Origin of the sequence: Paenibacillus sp. RC21 (genome assembly GCF_044907935.1) — a bacterium.
Classification (GTDB): domain Bacteria; phylum Bacillota; class Bacilli; order Paenibacillales; family Paenibacillaceae; genus Paenibacillus; species Paenibacillus terrae_A.
Genome location: NZ_JBIYCS010000007.1, coordinates 198,104 through 221,291, shown reverse-complemented (window position 1 = coordinate 221,291; position 23,188 = coordinate 198,104). Strand labels below are relative to the sequence as shown.

Below are 23,188 nucleotides of genomic sequence, written 5' to 3'. Positions count from 1 at the left end.
CTTCCCCTGATTATGAAAGGATGGAACATTAACGATGGATTTGTCTGTACCGTCTCATGCCAACATTGAACATATGATTGAAGGCATCAAAACCAAGCTTCGTATGGCGAGTGGCGCTGCTATGCAGTCCTCCGCTTTCTCTCTGGAGCAATACGAGGATCTCCGTGATGTCTATGAAATGGTGATAAGCAAGCCTAATCTGAGTATTTCAGAAGTCGAGGCCATCGTCTCCGAGCTGGGCAGATTACGTAATCCCTCCTGAATCAGAAGACAGATGCACGCCGTTTAGCTTACTTACAGCCTACCATCTTGGGTGACACTGTTCATGGTAGCGGCCTGTGCCCGTAAATAAAGCTCGTATCTCCGTTCGCATCAACAGACGCGCAACGGGATACGAGCTTTATTTTTTTCATTCTCTGATGGATTTCTTCGCGGATGTCTTTATCATAGATCTGCCAACACTAGTTCAGACACTTCCACATTACCTCTAGCTTGTATTTTTAATTAACAGAGCGGTGCTCCAGTCACGTTTTGCTCTCAAGTTCAATATTGGTTAAGTTTATAGTACGAAAAGATAAATCTATGTACGAAGCCATAAGGAGGAGATTCCCTACATATGCTGTCCCATGAACCTCAGCCATCCCGTTTTTTGCCATACTATTTACGTCGCAGTCTGTACGCATCCATCGTCTTGATTGCCGTTTTGCTTCTCATTGCCTACATTGTTCGATGGATCGGTACAGCTCCTTTTTTATATTGGGATGAACGCATTCAGGCTGCAATCTTTCCAGACACAACGGCGGCTCATCACAAGCCCCTGCCTGTCGCTGTATTCATTACGTCTTTCGGTTCCTTCCGTGTCTCTTTACTCATTGCCCTGGGTATTGCCGCCTTGTGCCGGGTATATCTCCGTTCGAGAGCTTATGCCTTTGCAGTAATAAGCAGCTTTACGGCCATGTGGGTGTTGAACACGCTCATTAAAGAAGTTTTGCAACGGGAGCGCCCATCCCTTCAACATTTGGTAGAAGTCGGCGGCTATAGTTTTCCCAGCGGGCACGCCATGATTTCCATGGGATTTTACGGCATGATTTTTGCCATTTGGGCGATAGAACGAAAAATTCATGAGTGCTCTATCTTCCTTCCCTGCGTTCTTGGCGTACTTTTGATTCTCCTGATCGGGCTAAGCCGTGTCTATCTGGGGGTTCACTTTCCAACCGACATAGCGGGTGGTTATATCGCAGGAATCATTTGGCTCGTGTTTACCGTTCCTGTTATCTATTGGCGAGCACGGCTGCAGGGTTCTCTGCCTCCTTCTGTTCCCCGCCCGTAAGCGGTTCGAGACGGTTTCTTGTTTCACACGGAGTCACGGCGTTTATATACGAAGTAAGCAAGACAACGCAGCACTCTAAACTCAGCACTCACAAAAAGCATTATGATTCTGCTAAACTGAAGGATAAAGGAGGCGATCCGTGTGTGGGGAATAGTATTAAGTATAGTAATGGCTATTATTATCGGATTGATTGGCGACGCTCTCGCTGGCCATGAAATGCCCGGCGGCATTGCAGGCTCTATGATCGCCGGATTTGTAGGAGCTTGGCTCGGTGTCACGCTGCTGGGAAACTGGGGTCCGGTCATCGGTGATTTTGCAGTCATTCCTGCCATACTCGGAACCGCATTATTTGTGTTCCTGCTCGGACTTGTGTCCAGGCTTTTAAGAAGTGCTACCTAACATTTATATATTTTTTTATTCTATAAGAGGAGTGATATGACATGAGTAACATTGATAATCAAAATACGGTAGGTAATACTTCAAGCTTTGCAAAGGGTTTATTCATCGGAGGTTTGATTGGTGCTGCGGCAGCCCTGCTGTTCGCGCCGAAGCCGGGTCGCGATTTGCGCAGCGATTTGTCTGATAAAATTACAGTGGTTGCCGATAAAACAAAAGACGTTGCATCCGTAGTCAGCAACAAAGCAACGGATCTGGCTAAAACGGTTTCCACTAAAACAGAAGATGTAGCTAAAACCATATCTGGTAGTAAAGACATTATTTTATCCAGCGTAGCCAGAGCCTCTGCCGATGTTGCTGATGAAGCAGTCAAGGCTGATCAAGAAATTATGGATGCAACGGCCCAAGCTGCCAAGGAAACGCAAAAACAATTAAACACCACTTCCTAATGACAGGGAATTCTGTGTACAACAAGAATAGACCTTAAAGCACTGAACAGCCAGCATGCACGAAGCTGGCTGTTTTTTAGATGACAGAAAGGCAGGGATGACGATGAGCAAGCCAAACTCGTATGGAGATAATCTTAGCGTAAACAACAAACGGACCTTTCATCCCCGACAGGGTCAGGATCAAACAAGGGATTTTGATGTGAATGAGCACCCTTTTGAACTGCGTCATGAGGTGAAGCGGCTTAATAAGCGCTTAGATCAAATAGCCGACATGCTGGAAAGAGTAGAATTTCGCGATGTATTGGAAACCTATTCCAATCCTAAAAAAAGGATCATCAGTAACCTGACCGCAGGCATTGCAAGGGGGCTTGGCCTTACGCTGGGTACGGTTGTCATACTCGCTCTGCTCGCTTGGCTGCTCAGCTTCCTTGTACAACTGAATCTTCCGATCATCGGAGATTTTATTGCCGAGCTGCTGGGCTATATTAAAATGAGCCAAGGCGGAAATTAGACGGCAAACGATCCATAGTAACCAGAGGTTCGTGCGTACACGTAGCCCATTACCATGGATCGTTTTTATCTGTACATTTTGGATGACTGAGCTAGAGCTTGTTGCGCTTGTTAGCTTTCAGCAAATCTCCTGTCCATCCCTTCATCATCAGCCAGCCGTACATCCCCACCATACTTAACAGGGTCGCCGCAATCACGGCGGTGAAGCCCCAGCCTGTTTTGATCCAGGGCAGGTTCTCGAAGTTCATGCCCCAAATGGCGCCCACTACGGTTGCAGGCGTAAATACGGCTGTTACAATGGTGAGTGTCTTCGTAATCTCATTTCCCCTAAATGCAGAAATGGCATCGTCAATGGAGATCAACGTGTCAATTTCCTTTTCATAATGCCGAAACAGCCCTTCCATTCGATTGACACGGTGAAGTAGCTGCTTAAAAAAGCGATTTTCCTCCAGCTCATCCAGATATGCTTCCCGGGAAGCCGTTACCAGTTCTGAAAATGGAATGAACATATTACTCCAATACAACAGCTCAAAACGCGCATTCAATATGGAGTCCATTAGCGTACGGGCATTTCTTTTCTCCATATTCTCTTCCAGTTTTCTCAGGTTAATCTCGAATTTGTCCATCCCCGTATGAAAATAATGAAGAACTGCCCTTGCCAGTACAAACATGCCATCAGCTGCACTTTCACATCGGTCGAGCATTTTTTGACGTTCGGCCGTGTGCATGATTTCGCGGGTATTCTGATCCAGGTTTAAGGTCACTAATTTCTGGCCAAGGACCAGAAAATAGAACTTGTTACAATCGCGTTGACTGTCGATTTCCTCCTGAATGGAATAGATCAGCGATCCGCATATCAAGGGTTGAACGCCATCCAGAAAGCGCACAGAAATAAAACTGGATGGGATGTCCTCTACCTTGTCCAGCCATTCCCGGGCCTCCGGAAGTTTCTCTTTCAGCTCTTGTATAATGGGGTCCTGCCAGTCTGTAGCGCCGATGTCCCACCATTCCCACCCTCCGCGAAAGGAGGAAATCTGTTCAAATTCTGCCGTAGATTTCACCCTTCCTCCCCCTCCTTTTCCGCTTTAAAAAAGGACACGCTTCCCTGATGGAATGGCGTGTCCTTACGATGTGACGTCCAGTAATCGAAACCATGAAGGTCGTCTTTCACTCATGAGATAGAAGAATTAGACATGATCTGTTTCAGCTTCTCGGTCGCCCGCTTCTGGATGCGGGATACGCTCATCTGCGATACGCCCAAGGTCTGCGCAATCGCACGTTGAGATTGACCATCCTGAAATGCCAGAAGGAGCACCTTCTGTTCCTGCTCTTTAAGCTGGCTTAAAGCTTGTTGTAAATCCATTCGTTTTTCCACGGTGTCGTAGTCATTGGCATCCGAGCTGATAAGCTCGCCTAACGTAGCCGCACTCTCCTCCTGGGATAAAGGTGAGTCCAGTGACACATAATGGTAGCACTCACGGCCTGCGAGCACTTCGATCGTTTCCTCCACAGTAAGGTCCAAATACTCCGCGATCTCGTTCACATTCGGCGAACGTTCCAGTTTAACAGTCAGTTCGTCGATGGCATGCTGAACGAGCGCACCCTTTTCCTTGATGCGGCGGGGAACCTGAATGTACCAGGATTTGTCGCGCAAATAATTTTTCATATGTCCCAGCATACTTTTCATTGCATACGGTTCAAAGGGGATACCCAAGCTGATATCGTATTGCTGAAGCAGACGTATCAATGCCATCTGACCGGTTTGATATAAATCCTCGTATAAGTCCGGACGGTTACGGGAGATTTTCCCGGCAGCCATCTTGACCATCGGCTCATACTTGCGGATCAGTACGGTAGCAATCTCGTTATCTTTGGTTCGCTGGTACTCCCAGATTAGACCAACGGCTTCATCCATCGACTCCGGGGGAGTTACCTTTTCATTCATACTTTTTCCTCGCTTCTGACCAGACGCTTTACAAGCACGACTTCCGTACCTTTTCCAGTCTCATTCAAGATATGGACATCGTCCATAAGCGCCTGCATGAGATAGAAGCCCAGTCCGCCTACCTGCGCATCATTCAGCTCTTTGTCATGCAAGGATGCAAGTCGGGACGGGTTCTCCATTCGTTCAAAGCTCTCCCCTTCATCTTTGACGCGGATGGACAACGAAGCTTCGTCAAATTCGAATGTTACTTCCACCACTCCGCCTTCATGACCGTAAGCATAAAGGACAGAGTTATTACAGGCTTCAGATACAGCCACTTTCATGTCTTCTATATCCTCGTAAGAGAATCCCATTTTCGCGGCAATTCCGTACAAATTTAATCTTACAATATCGACAAAGTCAGCAGTTGCCGGCAAATTAAGAATAACTTTTTGAATTTGAGCATTCATTTCTTTTTCTTTCCTTTCCTATTGGGAATTCTCCTGGGGGACAAAGAATTTGGCAATACCGGTCATATCGAACAGTTTTTGTATTTGAGGTGGTACCTCCTGAACGGCAAACCGGGACTCCATCCCATGCCTTGCCTTCAAAATAGATAACAAAATACCGATACCTGTACTGTCAATGTATTTAAGTTCTTTTAAGTTAATAATCAAGTCCTGGCCGGATTCCCCCACCAAAGGCTCCATCACCAGACGAAAATCAGGTGCCACCGAAAGATCCAGCTCTCCGCTAAGGTAAACGGTATTTACTCCTTCACTTGTTTCTGTAATCGCATTGAACTTCTCATTTTTATTAGTATTCATAGGCCTACTCTCCCGAAAAAAGATTTCCTTACATACTAACCCATTATACGATCGCTTGAATCACCGTATGATGCTTTCTGCACCTTCCAAATGTCACCATCTACGCATCAGGCTACGCCTCGTGAATTTGGTCTTTGCCTGATTGCATTGGAAAATGATTCGGAGAATGCCGCAGTAGAGCCTGTTTTACACTGCTGATTTTCACGGGTTTGCTAATATAATCGTTCATTCCAGCCTCAATACATCGGGGCTGAATACCTTCCATCACATTCGCTGTCATGGCGATAATAGCAGGCTGTGACCTTCCCACCAATTGTTCACGCACCTTGCCCGTACACTCTAATCCGTCCATCACAGGCATTTGCAGGTCCATGAAGATATAGTCATAATCCTGGTTAGCCATGACCATATCAAGCGCCTGTTGCCCGTCTGCTGCCACATCCGAAGCCAAACCGAGCTTATCCAGTATATTGACCATCAGCTTCTGGTTGATCGGATGGTCATCCACGACCAGTACAGGTTTACGGCTTGAGGAGTTCTGATGGGGAATTTCCCATTCGTGACTGGACTCTCCCTCCAGTTCATTTTCCTGAGCAAAGCCAAGCTTCGTTGTAAAATGGAATGTTACCCCCTGCTCTCCACTTGTATCCACACGGATATCGCCGCCCATCATGTTCACCAATGTTTTGCAAATAGCGAGCCCTAAACCAGTTCCACCATATTTGCGCGTCATCGAAGAATCAAGCTGGGAAAAGGGCTGAAACAGCCTTCCAACCTTGGCGGGCTCAATACCAATGCCTGTATCCTTCACGGAAAATTCAATGGTAAGTCCTTCGTCGCTACACTCTTTGACCGATGCAAAGACATATACACCACCACGATCTGTAAATTTGACGGCATTGGATACCAGATTAATGAGAACCTGACGCAGTCTTCCCATATCACCGTATAACACTGGCGGTAGCTGCTCATCCAGAAAATAATCCATCTCCAGATTCTTTCGATTTACTTCCACCGTAAACAGGCTGAAAACTTCCTTGATACAGGAAACCAGATCAAACGGATATTCCTCTATCTCCATTTTGCCTGACTCCAGCTTGGTAAAATCCAGAATATCGTTAATGACCGCTACGAGCGCATCTGCACTGCGGCGAATGATATCGGCATATTCCTGCTGATCGCTTTGCAGCTCTGTTCCCATTAACAGGTCAATCATGCCAATCACACCATTCATAGGTGTCCGAATTTCATGGCTCATCATAGCCAGGAACTCCGTTTTGGCATTGGCTGCGATTTCGGCTGCCTCCTTGGCGGCAATCAGTTCGCTATTCATCTTTTCCAGCTCATGCGTCTTCTGATGAAGCAGCATGGACTGTGTTTTCAGGCGTTTGTTGGTCAGATACATTTGCACAAAGCCTTCAATTTTGGACTTGAGAATTTGAGGGATGAATGGCTTCACCATATAATCAATACCACCCGCTGAATAACCGGCAAACAAATGCTCCGCTTCCTTACTGTTAGCGGAAATGAAGATGATCGGAATATCTTTCGTCTTCTCTCTGGCCTTAATCAGCTTTGCAGTCTCAATTCCATCCATACCCGGCATTTGCACATCAAGGACTACCAGTGCGAATTCATCTTTTAACAGACATCGCAGTGCTTTTTCCCCGGATGTTGCCTTTACCAAATTATATTGTTCACTCTCCAGCACCGCTTCAAGAGCGAGCAGGTTCTCAGGTCTGTCATCTACCAGCAGTATATGAATCGGTTCATGAAGCCCCATGGGATCCTCCTAAGCATCTCTATTTAATCTTCCGGTATATTTTTTCTACCCGGTCCAGCGGCTCGTAGGAATCACTATAATCGGTAAAATGTATGGATTCCTTGGCCCCAAGCACCAATACGCCAAAATGGCTCAAGCTATCATAAAACAACCCGTGTACATGGTTGCGAAGTTCATCGTTAAAATAAATCATGACATTCCGGCAAAAAATAACGTTGAACTCGTTAAAGGACCGGTCTGTCGCCAAGTTGTGCTCCGCAAAAATAATGTTTTTACGTAAAAAAGGATGAAACATCACTGAATCATACTTGGCTGTGTAATATTCGGAGAACGATTGCGTACCTCCTGACTCCAAATAATTTTTGGTATACAGCTTCATTCGATCAATTCCGTATACGCCTTCCTTCGCCTGCTGTAAAGACAGGTTATTCATATCCGTCGCATAAATACGGGCTTTATCATATAAGCCTTCCTCATGCAGCATGATCGCCATCGAGTATACTTCCTCACCTGTCGAGCAACCTGCATGCCATATTCGAATATACGGATATGTCCGTAAAATCGGAATTATTTTCTGCCTGAAATTCAGAAACAGCTCAGGATCACGGAACATCTCGGTCACTGGAATCGAAAGGCTTTGCACCAGTCTGTCGAAGGCGCTGCGATCATGCAGCACCTTCGACAGAAGCCCTGATATCGTGCTAACCTTCTCGGACTGTGCATGATAATAAATACGCCGCTTGATCGAAGGCAGAGCGTAGTTACGAAAATCGTAGCCGTACAGCCGATGAATGCCTTCCAGCAACAGCTCAATCTCAATCATCTCCCGCTCCGTTTCATTCGATTTCAGTTCAATAGCAGCATTATCCGCCGTATCCTTTGATGTCATAATCTCTCTCCAATTCCTGAATAGGTTTTGCCAGTACCGCTCCAATCATGTGTTGATTTATATTACCCATTTTTTCGGGCTACGAATACAGCCATACCCGCATTAATGACAAAAGCTGTTCGGTTTGAATCGGCTTCTTCACATAATCGGAAGCGCCTGCCTCAATACACTTGGAACGATCATCCTTCATAGCCTTGGCTGTGAGCGCAATAATAGGCAGCTTCTCGAATTGCGGCATCAGCCGGATTCGCCGCATGGCTTCATATCCGTCCATTTCAGGCATCATCATATCCATCAGCACCAGATCAAAATCAGGTGTCTGTTCCAGCATTTCCAGCGCTTCTCTACCATTTTCCGCAAAAGTAACCTCCATGCGGTAGCCTTCCAGCACGCTGGACAGGGCGAATACGTTTCGGATATCATCATCCACCAACAATATTTTTTTACCTTCAAACAATTCTTCCTTGTTATATAGCTTCTGCAAAATTTTACGTTTATCCTCAGGGAGATTCGCCTCGACACGATGCAGGAACAGGGTCGTTTCATCCAAAAGCCGTTCCGGCGATTTGACATCCTTAATAATAATGGACTCCGCAAATTTACGCAGTTGCGTTTCTTCTTTGCTGTCCAGATCTTTACCCGTATAAATAATAATCGGCAGATCGGTCAGTTGCTCATTGTCCCGAATGCGGCCTAGCAGTTCAAAGCCTGTCATATCGTTCAGCATGAGGTCCAGCACCATACAGTCATACCGCTGCATCCCCAGCTCATTCAGCGCTTCCTGCCCGGTCGAAACCGCCGTAATGGCAACATCGTCATGGTCAATCAGTTCAATAATGGATTTACGCTGATTATCATCGTCCTCGACCACGAGAAGACGTTTCACCATTTTATCTGTATATGATTTAATATGTGAAAATGCCTTATCCAAACTTTCCTTTGAAGATGGCTTTTTGAGATAGGCAATCGCGCCCATCATCAAGCCTTGCTTCACATCGTCGATAACCGAAATAACATGTACCGGAATATGCCGCGTAGATGAATTTCCTTTCAGCTCACCCAAAATGGACCAACCATCCATAACAGGCAATTGAATATCCAGAATAATGGCGTCCGGCAAATAGGATCTGGCCATGTCCAGCCCCTCGTCTCCCTGGAGAGCGATAAGTGCCTTAAAGTCACGGCTACGAGCCATATCGTACAGGATTTTAGCGAATTTAACATCATCCTCTATGATCAGTAATACCTTATCCATCGAGGCAATATCGTTACGGTCGTCGCCCGGGTGCACGATGTCCTCCGATTTTTCCTTCGAAGGCATCTGATACATAGGCAGCTGCTCAGCGGGAACAAGCATAGGAAAATCCGATTCTGCCGATGCTGCGACGCCACCCATATCCAGTGCCGTGCCCGATTGCGACTCTGCTCCCTCTGTTGTTTGCGTTTGTTCCGGCAGATACAGTGTGAAGCAACTGCCCTGCCCCGGCTCAGATTCTACTGTAATGACACCGCCCAGCAATCTGGAAAGCTCGCGGCTGATCGACAAGCCAAGTCCAGTTCCGCCGTATTTACGGCTGGTTGTTCCATCTACCTGCTGGAATGCCTCGAAAATCAGACCCGTTTTATCCGAAGCAATGCCGATACCCGTATCACGTACAGACAAGGCCAGATAGGATTTATGCGGATTTAGAAAACCGGGAAGCTGGTCACCGGTTGCCCTTGATACACTAAAACGAACAGATCCCTCTGTCGTAAACTTGAATGCATTGGACAGTAAATTCCGTAAAATTTGTTTGAGACGATAACCGTCACTTATAATGGCTTCCGGCAAGCTTTCTTCTATCTCGGTATGGAGTTGAAGCTCACGTTTGGCTGCGACCGGAGCAAAATTTTGCTCCACAAATATCTCCAGCTCTTTCAGGTTGACGGCCTCATGGTTAATATCCATTTTCCCGGCGTCCACTTTGGATAGATCCAGAATTTCATCAATCATTTTCAGCAAATCTGCGCCTGACATATAAATGGTCTGTGCATATTCAACCTGCTTGGGCTTAAGATTGCCGTCCTTGTTCTCGGACAGGAGCTGAGAAAGAATGAGCAAGCTATTCAGCGGAGTACGCAATTCATGCGACATGTTGGCTAAAAATTCCGATTTGTATTTACTTGTGATGCCCAACTGCATCGCCTGCTGCTCCAACTGGGCACGCGCACGTTCGATCTCGTCGTTCTTTTCCTCCACTTCCCGAACCTGCTCTTCCAGCGCTCTCGTTTTGGCAATCAGCTCGGTGTTAAAATGCTCCAGTTCCTCCTGCTGACGCTGTAGCAGCTCTTCCGAACGTTTAAGCTCCTCCGTCTGCTCCTCCAAATTTTCGTTGGAACGCTTGAGCTCCTCTTGCTGGGTTTGAAGCTCTTCGGACTGGCACTGCAATTCCTCAGTCAACGCCTGCGATTCGCGCAGCAGTTGCTCTACCCGCATCCGTCCCTTGATGTTGTTCAAAATAATCCCCAAGCTCTCCACTAATTGAGCAAGCAGCTTCGTTTCCAGATCACTAAAGCGATCCAGCGACGCTATTTCCACAGCACCGATGCATTCATCCTCGAACAATACAGGGAAAATCATAATCCCCACCGGCTTACTTGCCCCTAATGCGGAGCCGATGGACAAATATCCGTCAGGAGTCTCCGTAATCAGGATCGGTTTGCGATCCAGAACACTTTGTCCAAGCAAGCCTTCGCCAACATGGATAACGTCCTTGATCGAATCTTCAGCAACCTCCTTCGCGTAGGAGCCGTACAGCTTAAATTGATCATCTTCCACTTGCTTGCCTTGCAAATAAATCGCTCCGTAGCTGCCTCCCAAAATAGGCGTAAACTCACTGATAAACATCTGTGCGACCTGCTCCAGTGAATTCACGCCTCGGAACAGTTTTGTCACCCGTGCCGTGTTAGCATTGAGCCAGGCTTGATCCTTCTGCGTCTGAAGGACGGAGTGCTCGAACTTACGCTTTTCCTCCAGGTCTCCAGCCATTTGCTGAAATACACGGGCAACCTCCCCAATCTCGTCCTTGGAGGCTACGTTCATTCGGCTGATCGCCCTGTATTTTCCTTTGCCAAAGCCATTGATCATGAGGTTAACGATGTTTAGACCTTTCGCAATACTTGGAAGCACCCACAAGATAACCAATAACCCCATAAGTAGCCCGGCGACCATCAGAATTGTGGTAATCTGCACGGATTCCTGATAAGCCTGATTGGCTTGCTCCATATCATGATCTATTTCCCGATCCTGAAAAACGGAAAGTGTAGAAACACTGTCCAGCGCCTCCTGTTGAGCAGGTAACCCCGTACTATTACGGAAAGCATTTGCTTCCTCAATACGGTCTTGCCCCAACAAGGAAATCAGTCTTTGTTCATAGCTCAAAAAGTCTTTCCAAGCGGCCGCTACCCGATCCACTTGCTGCTGCTCCTCACTGGTACCAGAACCAGATTCCAATTCCTCCAGCACCTTAGTTCCGGAAGCAGTAATACCATCAAGCTCTCGCTTGGCCTCACTGACAGAGGACCCCGGATTTAATATCAGATTGGCCATAACCTTCGCCATATCGTTCACCTGACCGCGAATGGCCGTTGTTTTTCGGACCTTCATATAGCGGTCCTGGTAAACCTGATTCAGCTGCTCATTCAGACTCCCCATTCGATCATAGCTGATTAGTGTCAGCACAAGGAGGATCGCCATAAGCGACCCGAAGCCGATCAGCAGTTTATTTCTGATTTTCATGCAAGCTCTCTCCCTCTTTCAATGAAATCCAGATCAGGCACTTATCATCATCGCGATCCTGCGGTGCTTCTTTACGAAAAAAAGCATCCAGCATCGCTTCTTCATTCCATTCCTCATGCTTGCGCAGACACGCAGTCAAATACTCCAGTTGTTCCTCATATTCGCCCTCTACGGCCTCCAGCAAGCCGTCGGTATACAAAGCGATATGCCCCGTTCCTTCATAATGGACCGTGTGCATTTCCGCATCAATTTTATCAAATAAACCTACCGGACTGCACGCACGGTCAAATTTGGTGATGCTCCCGTCCTGACTAAACAGCAGCCCAGGTGGATGCCCCGCATTCACATAATCAATCCGCCGAGAACGGGTATCAATGACCATATAAATCGCCGTAAAATAATACTGCACGAGCTGCTTGCCCAAATCCAGTTGATTAAAGCGACGATTCAGCTCCTGAATCACCTTTTCGGGCTCTACGTATGTGGTCACGGTATCTTTGAGTACAGATGCAATGAACATGCAGAACAGTGAAGAAGAGATGCCATGACCCATCATATCCAGCAAAATGATCGCATATCTACCTTCCCCGAGCGGATACCAGGAATACAAGTCTCCCGCCAGTTCAAAGGAAGGCTGATACAGGGCATTTACTTGCAGCACCGGGTCTTGAATGGCAGGACTAAGCACAGCCTGCTGTACCATCGCGGCCAGCTTCAGCTCGTCCTGAATCCGCTGGTCCCGGTCTTTATGCCAGTCCTTTTCCTGTTTGAGACGCAAGGCAAGCCGTATTCTGGCCATTAATTCTACCTTATTAATAGGCTTGGTGACGTAATCGACGGCCCCTACATCCAGTGCCTCTGCCAGTTTCTTGGAATCGCCTACAGCAGTTACCATGATGATGGGTATATCTTTCAGATGCTCGTACTCCTGCACGATGCTGCAAGCTTCGATACCATCCATTTCAGGCATCATCATATCCAGCAGAACCAAATCAATATCGGAAGGTCGAGGACGCAGACTAATGGTACGGTCGCCGATCCCCAAATGCTCCAACATTTCTGCGGCTGAGCTGGCAGAGATAACATCCTTATAATTTTCTTTCTTTAATATTTCACGAATAATAATGACATTGGTCGGATTATCGTCAACAATTAGGATTCTCATTTCTCTCTCCTTATCTGTAACCCATGTATTATACTTACCTGTTTAAGCGGCAACGCCCTTATGGACATGAATTAGCTTTCCATAAGAAGGCATTCCAAAAACATAGATAAGGAATGAGGCCCTCGCCCCATTCCTTATCTATGTTTTTGGAGGAACCGCGAAGCACTTGTGCGGCGGTCAGCATCCTCTTTTTCAGCTCTAATGCCAGTCTATTTCCCTGCTCAACCGGCGTTATCAAGCTTTTTTGGCAATGACCAGAACTTTGCCCTGATCCAGTTCTTTTTCGTAAAAATCAGCTTCCGTATCTGTAAATCCCAAGGAAGTAATTTTAGCGCGAAGCTCGTCGCCACGGGAACGGAACAGATTGGCTAATGAATCAAAAACGCCCTCTTCCTTAATCCCGATTTCCTTGGCATCCACTGTATCTGCAATACGATCCGTCCGATCCTGATCATGAGCGAGCACAAACACATCCTCATAACGATAGCCCGTGTTGCGCAATTCATTCACCGCTTCGATGGCTTGTACACCGTTCTCTACCACTTTGGCATAAGATTTATGATGGGTCTGATTCATGTTTCTCACGCTCCTTATTAGGATTGACTTCTCTGACTATTACACGCTGTACATTCGTTTGAAACTTCCATGTTATGTCATGCTCTTAAAATTAGAAACATTACCATTCGGCTTCGTCAAAAAACTCGACATATTTAGGCTTATCGGACGCCTCATCCATAAAAACTTTGATCGCACGCTGTCCACGAACGTATACCTCGCCGTCCTCTGCCGTAAATTGTGAGCCACCCAGCACCTTATCCAGCGTTTGCCGTTTTAGCGGCAGCCACTGGTCATTGACCTTGATCCGTCCAGCAGCGGGATCTACATGCACATAAGAAACCATATCATCTCGCATACCGACCACGACGTCAGGATATTGATATTCCGTAGAAAGCAGCAGCGTATCCTCCTTTACTTGAAGGGGCTTGCCCAGTTTTTTCAATACATCCGCACGCGTATCGTCCAAAGATATACCGTTTAGCGTATGAAAATCAGCCGGTACGGCATTTTTGGCGGGAATCGTCTGCACAGCCCTTACTACATGCCCCGCCGTATGCGGGGAAACGGCTTGCTGAACCGTATCCTGTCCGGAAAAGGGAGTGAGCAAACCAGCAGCTAGCAATATCTTCATCATAAATCTCACCCTTTCAATGAATTTCCTATAGTTTACGGTTCAGCCACTATGCTACTGACGCATTTTCTGCCACACCCCGGCAGCGATATCTACATAACCCAACCAGTTTTTGGCTGGCTTTGCTGCAGGCTCCTCGTAGGTCGCATTGTAGCTATGAACCGTCCGTTCCGTTGAAGTTTGTGGCCTGTTCGACGCAGCTGACTTAATCGCGGTTTCTGTACCGGTCTTTTTATCCACCGTATGATGCGGCTTCTGAAACCGGGTGATTAATGCCGCTGAAGCCTGCTTCGCAGCCAGAGTGACTTCGTTAAGCACCTCGCCCAAGTTTTTAACTGATTCCATTACAGGCTCCACCTGCTTCAATTTATGATCAACATCAGCGGTAATATCATTGGCATGTCGAACCGTTTGCTTTACTTCATAGCTCAGTTCATCTACCGTTTTTTGTACATCCTGGAGAGTCTGAGTTGCCTTTTCCAGAGAGCCTTGTGCTGCTTTAAGTGTTTTAATGAGGAAAATAACGAGAACTGCAAATGCGATAGCGATAATAAAAATACTGACCTGTGTTAACATGGCCTAACCTCTCTTTCGTTTTTCACGATGATGTTTATGATTACTGCATAGTTACCCCTTACATTCAGACACGAAACAACGTTGCAGCTTGCTTCCCCCCCACTCCTGACGCTATGTTTCACGGATTCGGGCACGGTTTAAAACAACATATAACGATGGCAGAGCCACGAAAGATTCAAATGATTCAGCCGTCATTCGCAGCCACGCTCTACCGGCTGTGAGTATGCCACATTATATACAATTGAAGGAGGATGCAGAACATGCTGAAATGGTCCGCTTTATTTTTAGTTTTTGCCGTGATCGCCGGGATTTTAGGTTTTTTTGGTATCGTTGTATCCATAGCTGCTACAATCGCCAAAATATTGTTTGTGTTATTTCTGGTGTTGTTCGTCATTTCACTCTTTACCGGAAGAAGACGAGCGTCATAGGCGTAATAGAAGAAGTCTGAATCAAGTGTAGTGAAGATATATCATTATATAGCTTTAAAAATAGGATGTTCCCGCCCCAATTACAGGGTTGTGGAACATCCTATTTTTAATGCGGAATTTTTTTAAGGTTAATGATGCTTTTATTGGATTACGCTCCCCCCGAACAGGAAACGATCCTGCCAAGGCTTGCTGAAATCCGTAACTTTCACACCGCCACCCGCTACAGAAAACGTATGAAGAAGCTTGTTGTCTCCCAGATATACAGCTACGTGTGTAATCGTTTGGGAGGAATTGTCCAAGGACGTATACGCCCCGGAAGACGCATTGTAATTGGTAAAGAAAAGCAGATCGCCACGTTTCAGCGTGGTCATGTCTGTGTTTGGCTGACTATTCTGCTTGATCCACTCACCCTGTGAACGTGAATCCGCCGGAAGCTGAATACCTGCAGCCTGACGGAAAATTTGACGGGTAAATGCCGAGCAATCAAAAGTAACCGTACTGTTACGATCCGAACCATATTCATACGGAGTACCGAGATAAGTCATCCCTGTGTTAATAACCTGTTCAATGGCAGCCACTGCGTCACCAGAAGGCAAGTTTATGGCTTCCGCAGGAGTTGCTACAGCAGGAATCGCGGTGGTGTCAGGAGCAGATGTTACTGGAGCAGCCACAGGCTGCTGCACAACAACGCCCTCGCCAATACGAATATACTGTGGAGACGAGCTGACATAGCCCACCGTGCCATCAGCATTGGTAATCTTGAACCAATAGGCGTTACTTGGATCTGTAATGGTGACGATATCTCCTGCATTCAAATAGCCCAAAACCTCGGATGAAGTGGATGCCTCCGCCCGCAAACGAACGGACGTTTGAATCGTAGCTTTCGTTTGACCGGCAGAACTATTCACTGAGGCTGGAGCCTCTTTGGCTGAACTGTTAGTTTTAAGCACTTCTTTGGCTTCCGGTTTACGGACGGCAGGCTCGGTGACAGCAGCAGCGACGCTGGTAGCGCCTACTTTTATGTACTTGTCGGAGCTGCTTGTGTATCCAGTTACCCCATCAGACGTCTTGATCTTATACCAATAGCTGTTTGTTTTCTCCAATACCGTTACGGCCTCTCCCTGCTTCATAAAGCTGACTACATCTCCCGTAGTCGAAGGGCCGGATCTAAGCTTTACAGCCGCCTGAATAACCGCCTTCTGTCCCGTAGATGCTGTCGATGCCGCTGCGTCAACCTGACCCGGCGCCACATGAATTGCTGCCAACAGCGCGGCTGACGTCATGAGCATTCCCATCACGCGTCTTCTCAATGTTGCACCTCCTGGCTGTTTTTACGAATTTGAAGAGCAAGTCCAATTCCGACGAATATAGCCGGACATGCTTTCATTATAGTAAAAGCAACAGGAAGAGAGATATAATCCAAACGTCACAAAAGGTAGCGCATACACCTTTTATACATAGGTCTAAAGTCATTTTTAACACTAATTATTAAATAAATAATCTATAATTTGGGTTCCACATGGACATGAACATGCATCGTATTATGAACCTCTTGCAGGCGTTCCTCAATCCGGTCGCTGATCCGATGTCCTTCAATCAGGCTGAGTTGCGGGTTCACCTCTATGACAACATCCACCAAAGCATGATTGCCGTGTACCCGCGCCTTGACATCCCGAATCCCCTCCACACCGGGTATATGAGCAATCGTGCTGCGTAAGTCTGACAGCTCCTGCTCATCAAAACCATCCGTCAGGCTGTGTGTAGAGTCCTTGAAAATATCCCACGCCGTTTTACAGATAATAAATCCTACCGCTATAGCTGCAACCGTATCCAGCCATGGCAATCCAAACTGTGCCCCGATAATACCAACCGCTGCACCGATACTGACGAGCGCATCTGACAGGTTATCCTTGGCTGCCGCCAGTAACGCCTTGTTGTTAATTTTCCGCGCCAGTCTGTTGTTGTACATATATACTCCCAGCATAATGACCGCACATATTACCGCTACTCCTGCGGAAGTAACATCAGGCGTCTGCTTGCCGCCTCTGAAAATACTTCCGATCCCGTCAATAAGCACCTGAAGACCGACGACAGCCATAATAAAAGATGCCAGCAATGCCGCTATTGTTTCTGCCCGAAAATGTCCATAGGCGTGGTCGGAGTCCGGCGGTTTTTGAGATATTCGCAGCCCGATCAGTACGGCAACGGAAACCACAATATCGGTGACGTTGTTAAATCCATCGGCCAGCAACGCACTGGAAGCAAATATATATCCACTAATCAGCTTAAAAGCGGACAGAAAAAGGTAGGCGATAATGCTCACCCATGCCCCTCGCTCACCTTTTCGTATTTCATCATACACATTCACCACAACGGGGGACACTCCTTCAAAATTAGAGTTCCCGACAGAACGTTCTCACCATAATAATCACGGGAAAACCGTAAAGTCAGGATAAACTTTTATACCATTCCATGCTGCGCCAACCAAAAATAAAAATAGCAGCGTAGCTGCCTGAAAATAAACCTTCGATCAAGCAGCTTAACTGCCCTATGCAATGGCCCTTTAAACAAGCAGCTTAGCTGCCCTGAAAATAACCATTTGCCGTTGGGTAACAGTTATTTTCAGGATAACAGACCATGTTTGTGTGGGTCTAGAGAAACAGTCTTTCCGCTCCGCATCGCTGTAGGAACAACGAAAAAGTATTGCCAAGCCCCATTCCTGTGGGGTATATAAAACTTTTTTTCCTTTATGCAAAAAATAGGCACCCCCTCTTCCGGCCCGCCCCGTCGTCATGTTATCATTGTTGCCCTTGTCCCATCTTTTAAAAACGTATAAAATGGGGACACAGCCGCGTTTTCCTTCAATCCAGCATGATTGACATGAATTTGGCGGCAACAGGAGGAATTTATTCATGAGCAATGCTAATGAACCACGTAAAGTTAATCTCGCAGATGCCATTCGGGAAAAGCTGGCACAAAAAAAACAGCAGTCCGGCGCTTCACAGCAGGGCGGCTTTCAAGGCGGTTCCGCCAAAACACTGAAAAGCCAAAATACGAAGAAGCCGAACAACCAACGCCGTCGTACAGGCGGATCATAAGCCAACCCATTAGGCTATACCGCATCGGACTCAGGCAGAATTATCTTCGCCCTGTAGCCCTGACGGTGTGAGCCATTGGTAATGGCGCAAACGAAAAAGAGGAGTCTCCGCCGCCATCATAAATGGCCTGAAGGAGCTCCTCTTTTTTATTTATCGATTTACTGAAGGTTAGCTGGTTTTAGACGATTTCTACCGGATACATACTTTCACGCAATTTCGTGATTTCATCGTTTTCCAAGTATTCATCATAGCTCATCGTACGGTCGATTACACCGTTCGGCGTAATTTCCACGATGCGGTTTGCAATAGTTTGAATGAACTGATGGTCATGCGATGTGAATAATAGGGTACCGTCAAAGTCGATCAGACCATTGTTCAGCGCTGTAATGGATTCCAGATCCAAGTGATTGGTCGGTTCATCCAGCAGCAGCACATTGGCGCCATTCAGCATCATCTTGGCCAGCATACAGCGAACCTTCTCGCCCCCGGACAGCACGCTTGCTTTCTTGAGCGCTTCTTCACCTGAGAAGAGCATACGCCCCAGGAACCCACGCAGGAACGTTTCGTCCTGGTCCTTGGAATATTGGCGCAGCCATTCCACGAGATTCATATCCACACCTTCAAAATAGGTAGAATTGTCTTTCGGGAAATAAGCCTGAGTAGTCGTAATCCCCCAAGAGAATTCACCGCTGTCCGCTTCGGTTTCGTTCATCAATACCTGAAAGAGCGTTGATTTAGGCAAGCCGTTCGGGCCAACAAACGCGATTTTATCGCCTTTGTTCACAACCAGGCTGAACTCATTCAGCACTTGCTCGCCTTCAATGGATTTGCTGAGACGGTCTACCGTCAACAGCTGTTTGCCCGCTTCGCGTTCAGGCTTGAAGTTCAGGAACGGATATTTACGGTTCGACGGACGAATATCGTCCAGCGTAATTTTATCCAGTTGTTTTTTACGTGAAGTAGCCTGTTTGGACTTGGAAGCATTCGCAGAAAAGCGCTGAATAAAGGCTTGCAGTTCCTTGATTTTCTCTTCCTTTTTCTTGTTGGCATCACGAGTCAAGGCAAGCGCAAGCTGGCTGGACTCATACCAGAAGTCGTAGTTGCCGACGTACATCTGGATTTTGCCAAAATCAATATCCGCAATATGCGTACATACCTTGTTCAGGAAGTGACGATCATGGGATACGACGATGACGGTGCCTTCATAGTCCATCAAGAAATTTTCCAGCCATTGAATGGATTCGAGGTCCAAATGGTTGGTAGGCTCATCGAGCAGCAAGTTGTTCGGACGACCAAACAACGCTTGAGCCAGGAGAACACGTACCTTGTCATTACCGCTCAGCTCAGACATGTTCTTGTCATGCAGGTCGCGCGTAATCCCAAGACCGATCAGCAATGAAGCCGCATCCGGCTCGGCATCCCATCCGTTCAGCTCCGCAAATTCACCTTCAAGCTCGCCGGCACGCAGGCCGTCTGCCTCTGTGAATTCTGATTTAGCATACAGCGAATCTTTCTCCTTCATGATTTCATACAGACGCGTATGACCCATAATAACGGTTTCCAGAACCGGGAATTCATCGTATTCGTAATGGTTCTGCTTGAGCACTGCCATCCGTTCGCCCGGTGTCATGTGAACCTCGCCTGAATTGGCTTCAATTTCACCGGAAAGAATTTTCAAAAAGGTAGATTTGCCCGCGCCATTTGCCCCAATCAGGCCGTAGCAGTTCCCAGGAGTAAATTTGATATTTACGTCTTCAAAAAGTGGGCGTTTACCATAACGAAGCGTTACGCCGCTTGTACTGATCATATGAGCATACCATCCTTATCATTAGTAAAGTGCTAATCACAAAATTACCGACGGCAATAGTATAACACACAACGGATCGGATTCGAACCGTGTGTCAACCGATCAACCCTGAAACCTCCGTCGATATTCTAAAAATAAAATAAAAAATGCTTCCATCCCCACGATTGTCTCCTGACAAAAACGCGGGCCAGAACCATTTTTTCTTGTTTCCAAATTCGATGCCACCAGGAGACAGACGAGCTATTCAGCAGACAATATCTACACTCCCTGTGCTTGTAAACGTATGGAAGAATCTGCGGAAGCCCCAACCCCTATCGGAATAAGATACATTCCCGCCTCAGCGTCATGTCTTACGACTACTTCCACGCCGTATACTGCCTGAATCATATCGGATGTGACGACCTTAGCGGGCGGACCGTTCGTTATAATGCGTCCTTCCTTCATGGCAATCATAACGTCGCTATAACGAATAGCCTGATTGATATCATGCAGCACCATTACGATCGTCAGGCCGTATTCCTGATTTAACTGCCGGATGAGTTCCAAAATTTCAAGCTGGTAGTACATATCCAGATAGGTGGTCGGCTCATCCAAAAATAAAATCGGTGTCCGTTGTGCCAAGGCCATTGCAATCCATACACGCTGCCTTTCTCCCCCGGATAGCTGGTCCAGCGTGCGTGTTCTGCGTTCCTCCAGATTCGTACAGGCTATCGCCCATTCGACCGCCTGCTCGTCCTCGTCACGTCTGGCTGTGAACATGTTCTTATGCGGGAGTCTTCCGAAGCTGACGAGCTTTTCTACGGTCAAGTCAGAGGGTGCCTCATTCTGCTGATGAACTACCGCCAGTTGACGGGCTAGTTCCTTGGGCTTGTAGTGGGCAATCTCTTTACCGTCCAAAATCACTTGACCCAGGCGGGGAGCCGCATTGTTCGACATGACGCTAAGCAGCGTCGATTTGCCACAGCCGTTGGGACCAATGATGGTTGTAATCCGTCCCGGCTCAATGACAGCATTGATGGCGTGAAGACGATCCGTTTTCCGGTCATATGAAAAGGTAATATCCTTAATGTCCATAAGTGCGATCCGCCTTTCTGATCAGGAATATCAGGAACGGCCCGCCAATGACGGCCATAATAATGGAAGCCGGAATTTCATTGGGAGCAAGCACCGTCCGGCCCAGTGTATCCGCAAGCAGTAGCAACAAACCGCCGCACAAGGCGGAGAACGGAATCAGCCACTTGTGATCCGAACCAACCAAGTAGCGGGCACAATGCGGAACGAGCAGGCCGATAAAGGCAATAACTCCAGCAATGGCTGTAGCCGTTGCTGCAAGCAGCACAGCAATAACGGAGATCAAAAGCCGCGCACGCGTCACATTGAACCCCAGATTTTTAGCTGTTTTATCTTGCAGAGACAAAAAATTGCACCAGGAAAACACGAGCATGGCTAAAATCAGCCCAATCCCGCCATAGGTCACAATAACCTCGACATCAACCCATTTTTTCATGGACAAGGTTGAGGTTGTAACCTGATTAATGCTGGTGACCGCGTAACTGCCCCGATAGTTAAACGACTGCCCGAGACCCGAAAAAATCGCATTCACAGCGACTCCGATCAAGATCAGACGAATCGGATGCAGGCCGGATTTCCATGAAAATCCGTAAACCATGAGACAGGCCAACGCACCACCGATAAAAGAAAAGAAGGGCATCCAGAAATAGAGTGCCGGAAAGATCGTAACCGCAATCAGCGAAACCAAAGCTGCCCCCGAAGAAATACCGATAACCCCGGCATCAGCCAGCGGGTTTTTCATCACGGCTTGCAGTAAAACACCCGCCACCGCAAGCGTGGCTCCCGCCATCACGGCTACGATAATTCTCGGTAGTCTCAAATCCTTGACCACATTCACCTGATCATCCGTACCTGTCCACAATCCGGTCACCAATTGACTCAAATTCACCTTGAGACTGCCTGTCATCGCTGAATAGAGAATGACGCCGATGAGCAAGGCGATTACAACGATAAAGCTCCAACCTTTTTTCGACATGTCATCAGCTTCCTTTAATTCGAAGGATACAACATTTTCACTAGCTCATCCAGCGCCGAGTTTACCGCCAAATTTCCTGTTGTTCCAAACAGCGGCTCTGGCAGATCATAGACGTGTCCGTTTTTCACAGCGTTAAAATGTTTCCAAATATCGTTAGTTTTGAACTCTTCGTCGAACATTTTGACCACTTCATCTGGCATCCCGTGTGCAGCACGCAAGATAATATCCGGATTGGACTGTTGCAAGGCTTCTGTATTGTGGGCAATAAATTCAACCTTCTCACCTTGGACTACGTTCGTCCCACCTGCAATTTTAACCAGATCCCCGATATAGGAATGCTCGGTAGCCACCAGATAGCTTCCCGGTACCCCCAGCAAGATCAATACTTTAGGGGATTTCTTCCCTTTGATCTTTTGTTGAATCTCGGCTACTTTAGCGTCCAAAGCTCCATTAATCTCCTTTGCCTTTTCGGCTTTGCCGAACGTATCTCCCAGCTTTTGAATTTCTTTTTGCATATTCGCTAGACTTTCAAAATTCAAAAATTCGGCATTGATTTTCAAATCTTTAAATTTAGGCTCCAGATCATATTTTAGTGTCGTAACCGACAGTACGTCCGTCGGCTTCAACGACATCACCTTTTCCATATCAGGACTCATCGGATTACCCACATCAGGTACATCCTTGTAACGGTCAGGCAGTACTTTCATGCTTGTCGGCTTGCCTGCCAAATCCAGGCCCAGCGCATCCGTAATTTCTGCAATGGCTACCGTTGTAGCCACAATACGCGGCTGTGTTTTATCACCGGACGTTGCTGCTGATTTTGCGCCTTCATTATCGTTCTGTCCAGCCGCTGCTCCTCCCGAGCATCCGGCGAGCAACAAAAACACCAGACCCATCAACATATAAAAGCAGAACGATTTCCCTTGTACCAACGCTGTATATCGTTTCATGAAAGCCAAATCACCTCAATTCAAAATATAGAAGCTGCATGA

At 47.1% G+C, this 23,188-nt stretch carries 24 protein-coding genes; 7 read left to right on the top strand and 17 right to left on the bottom strand.

All coding sequences use genetic code 11. From position 1 onward, the window contains the following. The first annotated feature begins 34 nt into the window (after positions 1–34). The 5 genes from ABIA61_RS21230 to ABIA61_RS21210 all read left to right on the top strand — a co-directional run bounded on the left by ABIA61_RS21230 (position 35) and on the right by ABIA61_RS21210 (position 2,686). Entirely contained in the window at positions 35–262 is a 228-nt protein-coding gene (locus ABIA61_RS21230) for a DUF1128 domain-containing protein (protein WP_283653277.1), read from the top strand. 354 nt (positions 263–616) lie between these two features. Beyond that, complete coding sequence (locus ABIA61_RS21225) at positions 617–1,330, top strand: phosphatase PAP2 family protein (RefSeq protein ID WP_283653278.1); 714 nt, start codon at positions 617–619, stop codon at positions 1,328–1,330. A gap of 141 nt (positions 1,331–1,471) precedes the next feature. Beyond that, positions 1,472–1,729, top strand: coding sequence for a GlsB/YeaQ/YmgE family stress response membrane protein (locus ABIA61_RS21220; RefSeq protein WP_404520802.1), 258 nt, complete (start codon positions 1,472–1,474; stop codon positions 1,727–1,729). Positions 1,730–1,770: 41 nt separating this feature from the next. Beyond that, positions 1,771–2,175, top strand: a complete 405-nt coding sequence (locus tag ABIA61_RS21215) for a YtxH domain-containing protein (protein ID WP_283653280.1) — start codon at positions 1,771–1,773, stop codon at positions 2,173–2,175. A 97-nt stretch (positions 2,176–2,272) separates the two neighbouring features. Further along, entirely contained in the window at positions 2,273–2,686 is a 414-nt protein-coding gene (locus tag ABIA61_RS21210; protein ID WP_283653281.1) for a DUF5665 domain-containing protein, read from the top strand. 91 nt (positions 2,687–2,777) lie between these two features. Here the strand turns inward: ABIA61_RS21210 and ABIA61_RS21205 are convergent, their stop codons facing one another. From ABIA61_RS21205 to ABIA61_RS21155, 11 genes are all read right to left on the bottom strand, one after another. Next, entirely contained in the window at positions 2,778–3,746 is a 969-nt protein-coding gene (locus tag ABIA61_RS21205; RefSeq protein WP_283653282.1) for a magnesium transporter CorA family protein, read from the bottom strand. A gap of 110 nt (positions 3,747–3,856) precedes the next feature. Then, positions 3,857–4,630 (bottom strand): sigma-70 family RNA polymerase sigma factor, encoded by a 774-nt coding sequence (locus ABIA61_RS21200; RefSeq protein ID WP_283653283.1) that lies wholly within the window; start codon positions 4,628–4,630, stop codon positions 3,857–3,859. Then, complete coding sequence (rsbW, locus tag ABIA61_RS21195) at positions 4,627–5,079, bottom strand: anti-sigma B factor RsbW (protein WP_283653284.1); 453 nt, start codon at positions 5,077–5,079, stop codon at positions 4,627–4,629. The genes ABIA61_RS21200 and rsbW overlap by 4 nt, the downstream gene beginning before the upstream one ends. Before the next feature lie 18 nt (positions 5,080–5,097). Continuing rightward, positions 5,098–5,436, bottom strand: a complete 339-nt coding sequence (locus tag ABIA61_RS21190; protein ID WP_283653285.1) for an STAS domain-containing protein — start codon at positions 5,434–5,436, stop codon at positions 5,098–5,100. A 112-nt stretch (positions 5,437–5,548) separates the two neighbouring features. After that, a complete protein-coding gene (locus ABIA61_RS21185) occupies positions 5,549–7,219 on the bottom strand; it encodes a response regulator (RefSeq protein ID WP_283653286.1) in 1,671 nt (556 codons plus the stop codon). A 19-nt stretch (positions 7,220–7,238) separates the two neighbouring features. Then, the gene (locus ABIA61_RS21180) at positions 7,239–8,108 is read right to left on the bottom strand and encodes a CheR family methyltransferase (protein ID WP_283653287.1); all 870 of its coding nucleotides are present in this window, start codon (positions 8,106–8,108) and stop codon (positions 7,239–7,241) included. 79 nt (positions 8,109–8,187) lie between these two features. Beyond that, positions 8,188–11,886, bottom strand: coding sequence for a response regulator (locus tag ABIA61_RS21175; protein ID WP_404581230.1), 3,699 nt, complete (start codon positions 11,884–11,886; stop codon positions 8,188–8,190). Continuing rightward, complete coding sequence (locus ABIA61_RS21170; protein ID WP_283653289.1) at positions 11,870–13,051, bottom strand: PP2C family protein-serine/threonine phosphatase; 1,182 nt, start codon at positions 13,049–13,051, stop codon at positions 11,870–11,872. The genes ABIA61_RS21175 and ABIA61_RS21170 overlap by 17 nt, the downstream gene beginning before the upstream one ends. 234 nt (positions 13,052–13,285) lie before the next feature. After that, complete coding sequence (locus tag ABIA61_RS21165) at positions 13,286–13,627, bottom strand: YflT domain-containing protein (RefSeq protein ID WP_283653290.1); 342 nt, start codon at positions 13,625–13,627, stop codon at positions 13,286–13,288. A gap of 100 nt (positions 13,628–13,727) precedes the next feature. Next, the gene (locus ABIA61_RS21160; RefSeq protein ID WP_404520797.1) at positions 13,728–14,243 is read right to left on the bottom strand and encodes a hypothetical protein; all 516 of its coding nucleotides are present in this window, start codon (positions 14,241–14,243) and stop codon (positions 13,728–13,730) included. A 51-nt stretch (positions 14,244–14,294) separates the two neighbouring features. Further along, the gene (locus tag ABIA61_RS21155; protein ID WP_283653293.1) at positions 14,295–14,816 is read right to left on the bottom strand and encodes a DUF948 domain-containing protein; all 522 of its coding nucleotides are present in this window, start codon (positions 14,814–14,816) and stop codon (positions 14,295–14,297) included. 260 nt (positions 14,817–15,076) lie between these two features. Between ABIA61_RS21155 and ABIA61_RS21150 the strand changes: the two genes are divergently transcribed. Further along, positions 15,077–15,244, top strand: a complete 168-nt coding sequence (locus ABIA61_RS21150; RefSeq protein WP_134912682.1) for a DUF1328 domain-containing protein — start codon at positions 15,077–15,079, stop codon at positions 15,242–15,244. 140 nt (positions 15,245–15,384) lie between these two features. Here the strand turns inward: ABIA61_RS21150 and ABIA61_RS21145 are convergent, their stop codons facing one another. Together ABIA61_RS21145 and ABIA61_RS21140 are read right to left on the bottom strand one after the other, a co-directional pair. Then, a complete protein-coding gene (locus ABIA61_RS21145) occupies positions 15,385–16,554 on the bottom strand; it encodes a C40 family peptidase (RefSeq protein WP_404581229.1) in 1,170 nt (389 codons plus the stop codon). Between the two features lie 191 nt (positions 16,555–16,745). Further along, positions 16,746–17,615, bottom strand: a complete 870-nt coding sequence (locus ABIA61_RS21140) for a cation diffusion facilitator family transporter (RefSeq protein WP_044644467.1) — start codon at positions 17,613–17,615, stop codon at positions 16,746–16,748. Positions 17,616–18,156: 541 nt separating this feature from the next. Here ABIA61_RS21140 and ABIA61_RS21135 point away from each other — a divergent pair. Continuing rightward, on the top strand, positions 18,157–18,342 hold the full coding sequence (locus ABIA61_RS21135) for a hypothetical protein (RefSeq protein WP_283653297.1): 186 nt from the start codon (positions 18,157–18,159) through the stop codon (positions 18,340–18,342). A 178-nt stretch (positions 18,343–18,520) separates the two neighbouring features. Here the strand turns inward: ABIA61_RS21135 and ABIA61_RS21130 are convergent, their stop codons facing one another. The 4 genes from ABIA61_RS21130 to isdE all read right to left on the bottom strand — a co-directional run bounded on the left by ABIA61_RS21130 (position 18,521) and on the right by isdE (position 23,146). Continuing rightward, a complete protein-coding gene (locus tag ABIA61_RS21130; protein ID WP_283653298.1) occupies positions 18,521–20,149 on the bottom strand; it encodes an ABC-F family ATP-binding cassette domain-containing protein in 1,629 nt (542 codons plus the stop codon). A 258-nt stretch (positions 20,150–20,407) separates the two neighbouring features. Then, positions 20,408–21,223: an ABC transporter ATP-binding protein gene (locus ABIA61_RS21125; RefSeq protein ID WP_404581228.1), complete on the bottom strand. Its 816-nt coding sequence runs from the start codon at positions 21,221–21,223 to the stop codon at positions 20,408–20,410. Continuing rightward, entirely contained in the window at positions 21,213–22,196 is a 984-nt protein-coding gene (locus tag ABIA61_RS21120) for a FecCD family ABC transporter permease (RefSeq protein ID WP_283653300.1), read from the bottom strand. The genes ABIA61_RS21125 and ABIA61_RS21120 overlap by 11 nt, the downstream gene beginning before the upstream one ends. Before the next feature lie 14 nt (positions 22,197–22,210). Further along, positions 22,211–23,146 carry a heme ABC transporter substrate-binding protein IsdE gene (isdE, locus tag ABIA61_RS21115; protein ID WP_404581227.1) on the bottom strand — a complete coding sequence of 312 codons (936 nt, stop codon included), beginning with the start codon at positions 23,144–23,146 and terminating at the stop codon, positions 22,211–22,213. Positions 23,147–23,188: the final 42 nt, after the last annotated feature.

Excerpts from the sequence above, each read along its gene's own strand:
- ABIA61_RS21230 (WP_283653277.1), top strand. The coding sequence starts at position 35 with ATGGATTTGTCTGTACCGTCTCATGCCAACATTGAACATATGATTGAA.
- ABIA61_RS21225 (WP_283653278.1), top strand. The coding sequence starts at position 617 with ATGCTGTCCCATGAACCTCAGCCATCCCGTTTTTTGCCATACTATTTA.
- ABIA61_RS21215 (WP_283653280.1), top strand. The coding sequence starts at position 1,771 with ATGAGTAACATTGATAATCAAAATACGGTAGGTAATACTTCAAGCTTT.
- ABIA61_RS21210 (WP_283653281.1), top strand. The coding sequence starts at position 2,273 with ATGACGATGAGCAAGCCAAACTCGTATGGAGATAATCTTAGCGTAAAC.
- ABIA61_RS21200 (WP_283653283.1), bottom strand. The coding sequence starts at position 4,630 with ATGAATGAAAAGGTAACTCCCCCGGAGTCGATGGATGAAGCCGTTGGT.
- rsbW (WP_283653284.1), bottom strand. The coding sequence starts at position 5,079 with ATGAATGCTCAAATTCAAAAAGTTATTCTTAATTTGCCGGCAACTGCT.
- ABIA61_RS21190 (WP_283653285.1), bottom strand. The coding sequence starts at position 5,436 with ATGAATACTAATAAAAATGAGAAGTTCAATGCGATTACAGAAACAAGT.
- ABIA61_RS21185 (WP_283653286.1), bottom strand. The coding sequence starts at position 7,219 with ATGGGGCTTCATGAACCGATTCATATACTGCTGGTAGATGACAGACCT.
- ABIA61_RS21180 (WP_283653287.1), bottom strand. The coding sequence starts at position 8,108 with ATGACATCAAAGGATACGGCGGATAATGCTGCTATTGAACTGAAATCG.
- ABIA61_RS21175 (WP_404581230.1), bottom strand. The coding sequence starts at position 11,886 with ATGAAAATCAGAAATAAACTGCTGATCGGCTTCGGGTCGCTTATGGCG.
- ABIA61_RS21170 (WP_283653289.1), bottom strand. The coding sequence starts at position 13,051 with ATGAGAATCCTAATTGTTGACGATAATCCGACCAATGTCATTATTATT.
- ABIA61_RS21165 (WP_283653290.1), bottom strand. The coding sequence starts at position 13,627 with ATGAATCAGACCCATCATAAATCTTATGCCAAAGTGGTAGAGAACGGT.
- ABIA61_RS21160 (WP_404520797.1), bottom strand. The coding sequence starts at position 14,243 with ATGATGAAGATATTGCTAGCTGCTGGTTTGCTCACTCCCTTTTCCGGA.
- ABIA61_RS21155 (WP_283653293.1), bottom strand. The coding sequence starts at position 14,816 with ATGTTAACACAGGTCAGTATTTTTATTATCGCTATCGCATTTGCAGTT.
- ABIA61_RS21150 (WP_134912682.1), top strand. The coding sequence starts at position 15,077 with ATGCTGAAATGGTCCGCTTTATTTTTAGTTTTTGCCGTGATCGCCGGG.
- ABIA61_RS21135 (WP_283653297.1), top strand. The coding sequence starts at position 18,157 with ATGAGCAATGCTAATGAACCACGTAAAGTTAATCTCGCAGATGCCATT.
- ABIA61_RS21130 (WP_283653298.1), bottom strand. The coding sequence starts at position 20,149 with ATGATCAGTACAAGCGGCGTAACGCTTCGTTATGGTAAACGCCCACTT.
- ABIA61_RS21125 (WP_404581228.1), bottom strand. The coding sequence starts at position 21,223 with ATGGACATTAAGGATATTACCTTTTCATATGACCGGAAAACGGATCGT.
- ABIA61_RS21120 (WP_283653300.1), bottom strand. The coding sequence starts at position 22,196 with ATGTCGAAAAAAGGTTGGAGCTTTATCGTTGTAATCGCCTTGCTCATC.
- isdE (WP_404581227.1), bottom strand. The coding sequence starts at position 23,146 with ATGAAACGATATACAGCGTTGGTACAAGGGAAATCGTTCTGCTTTTAT.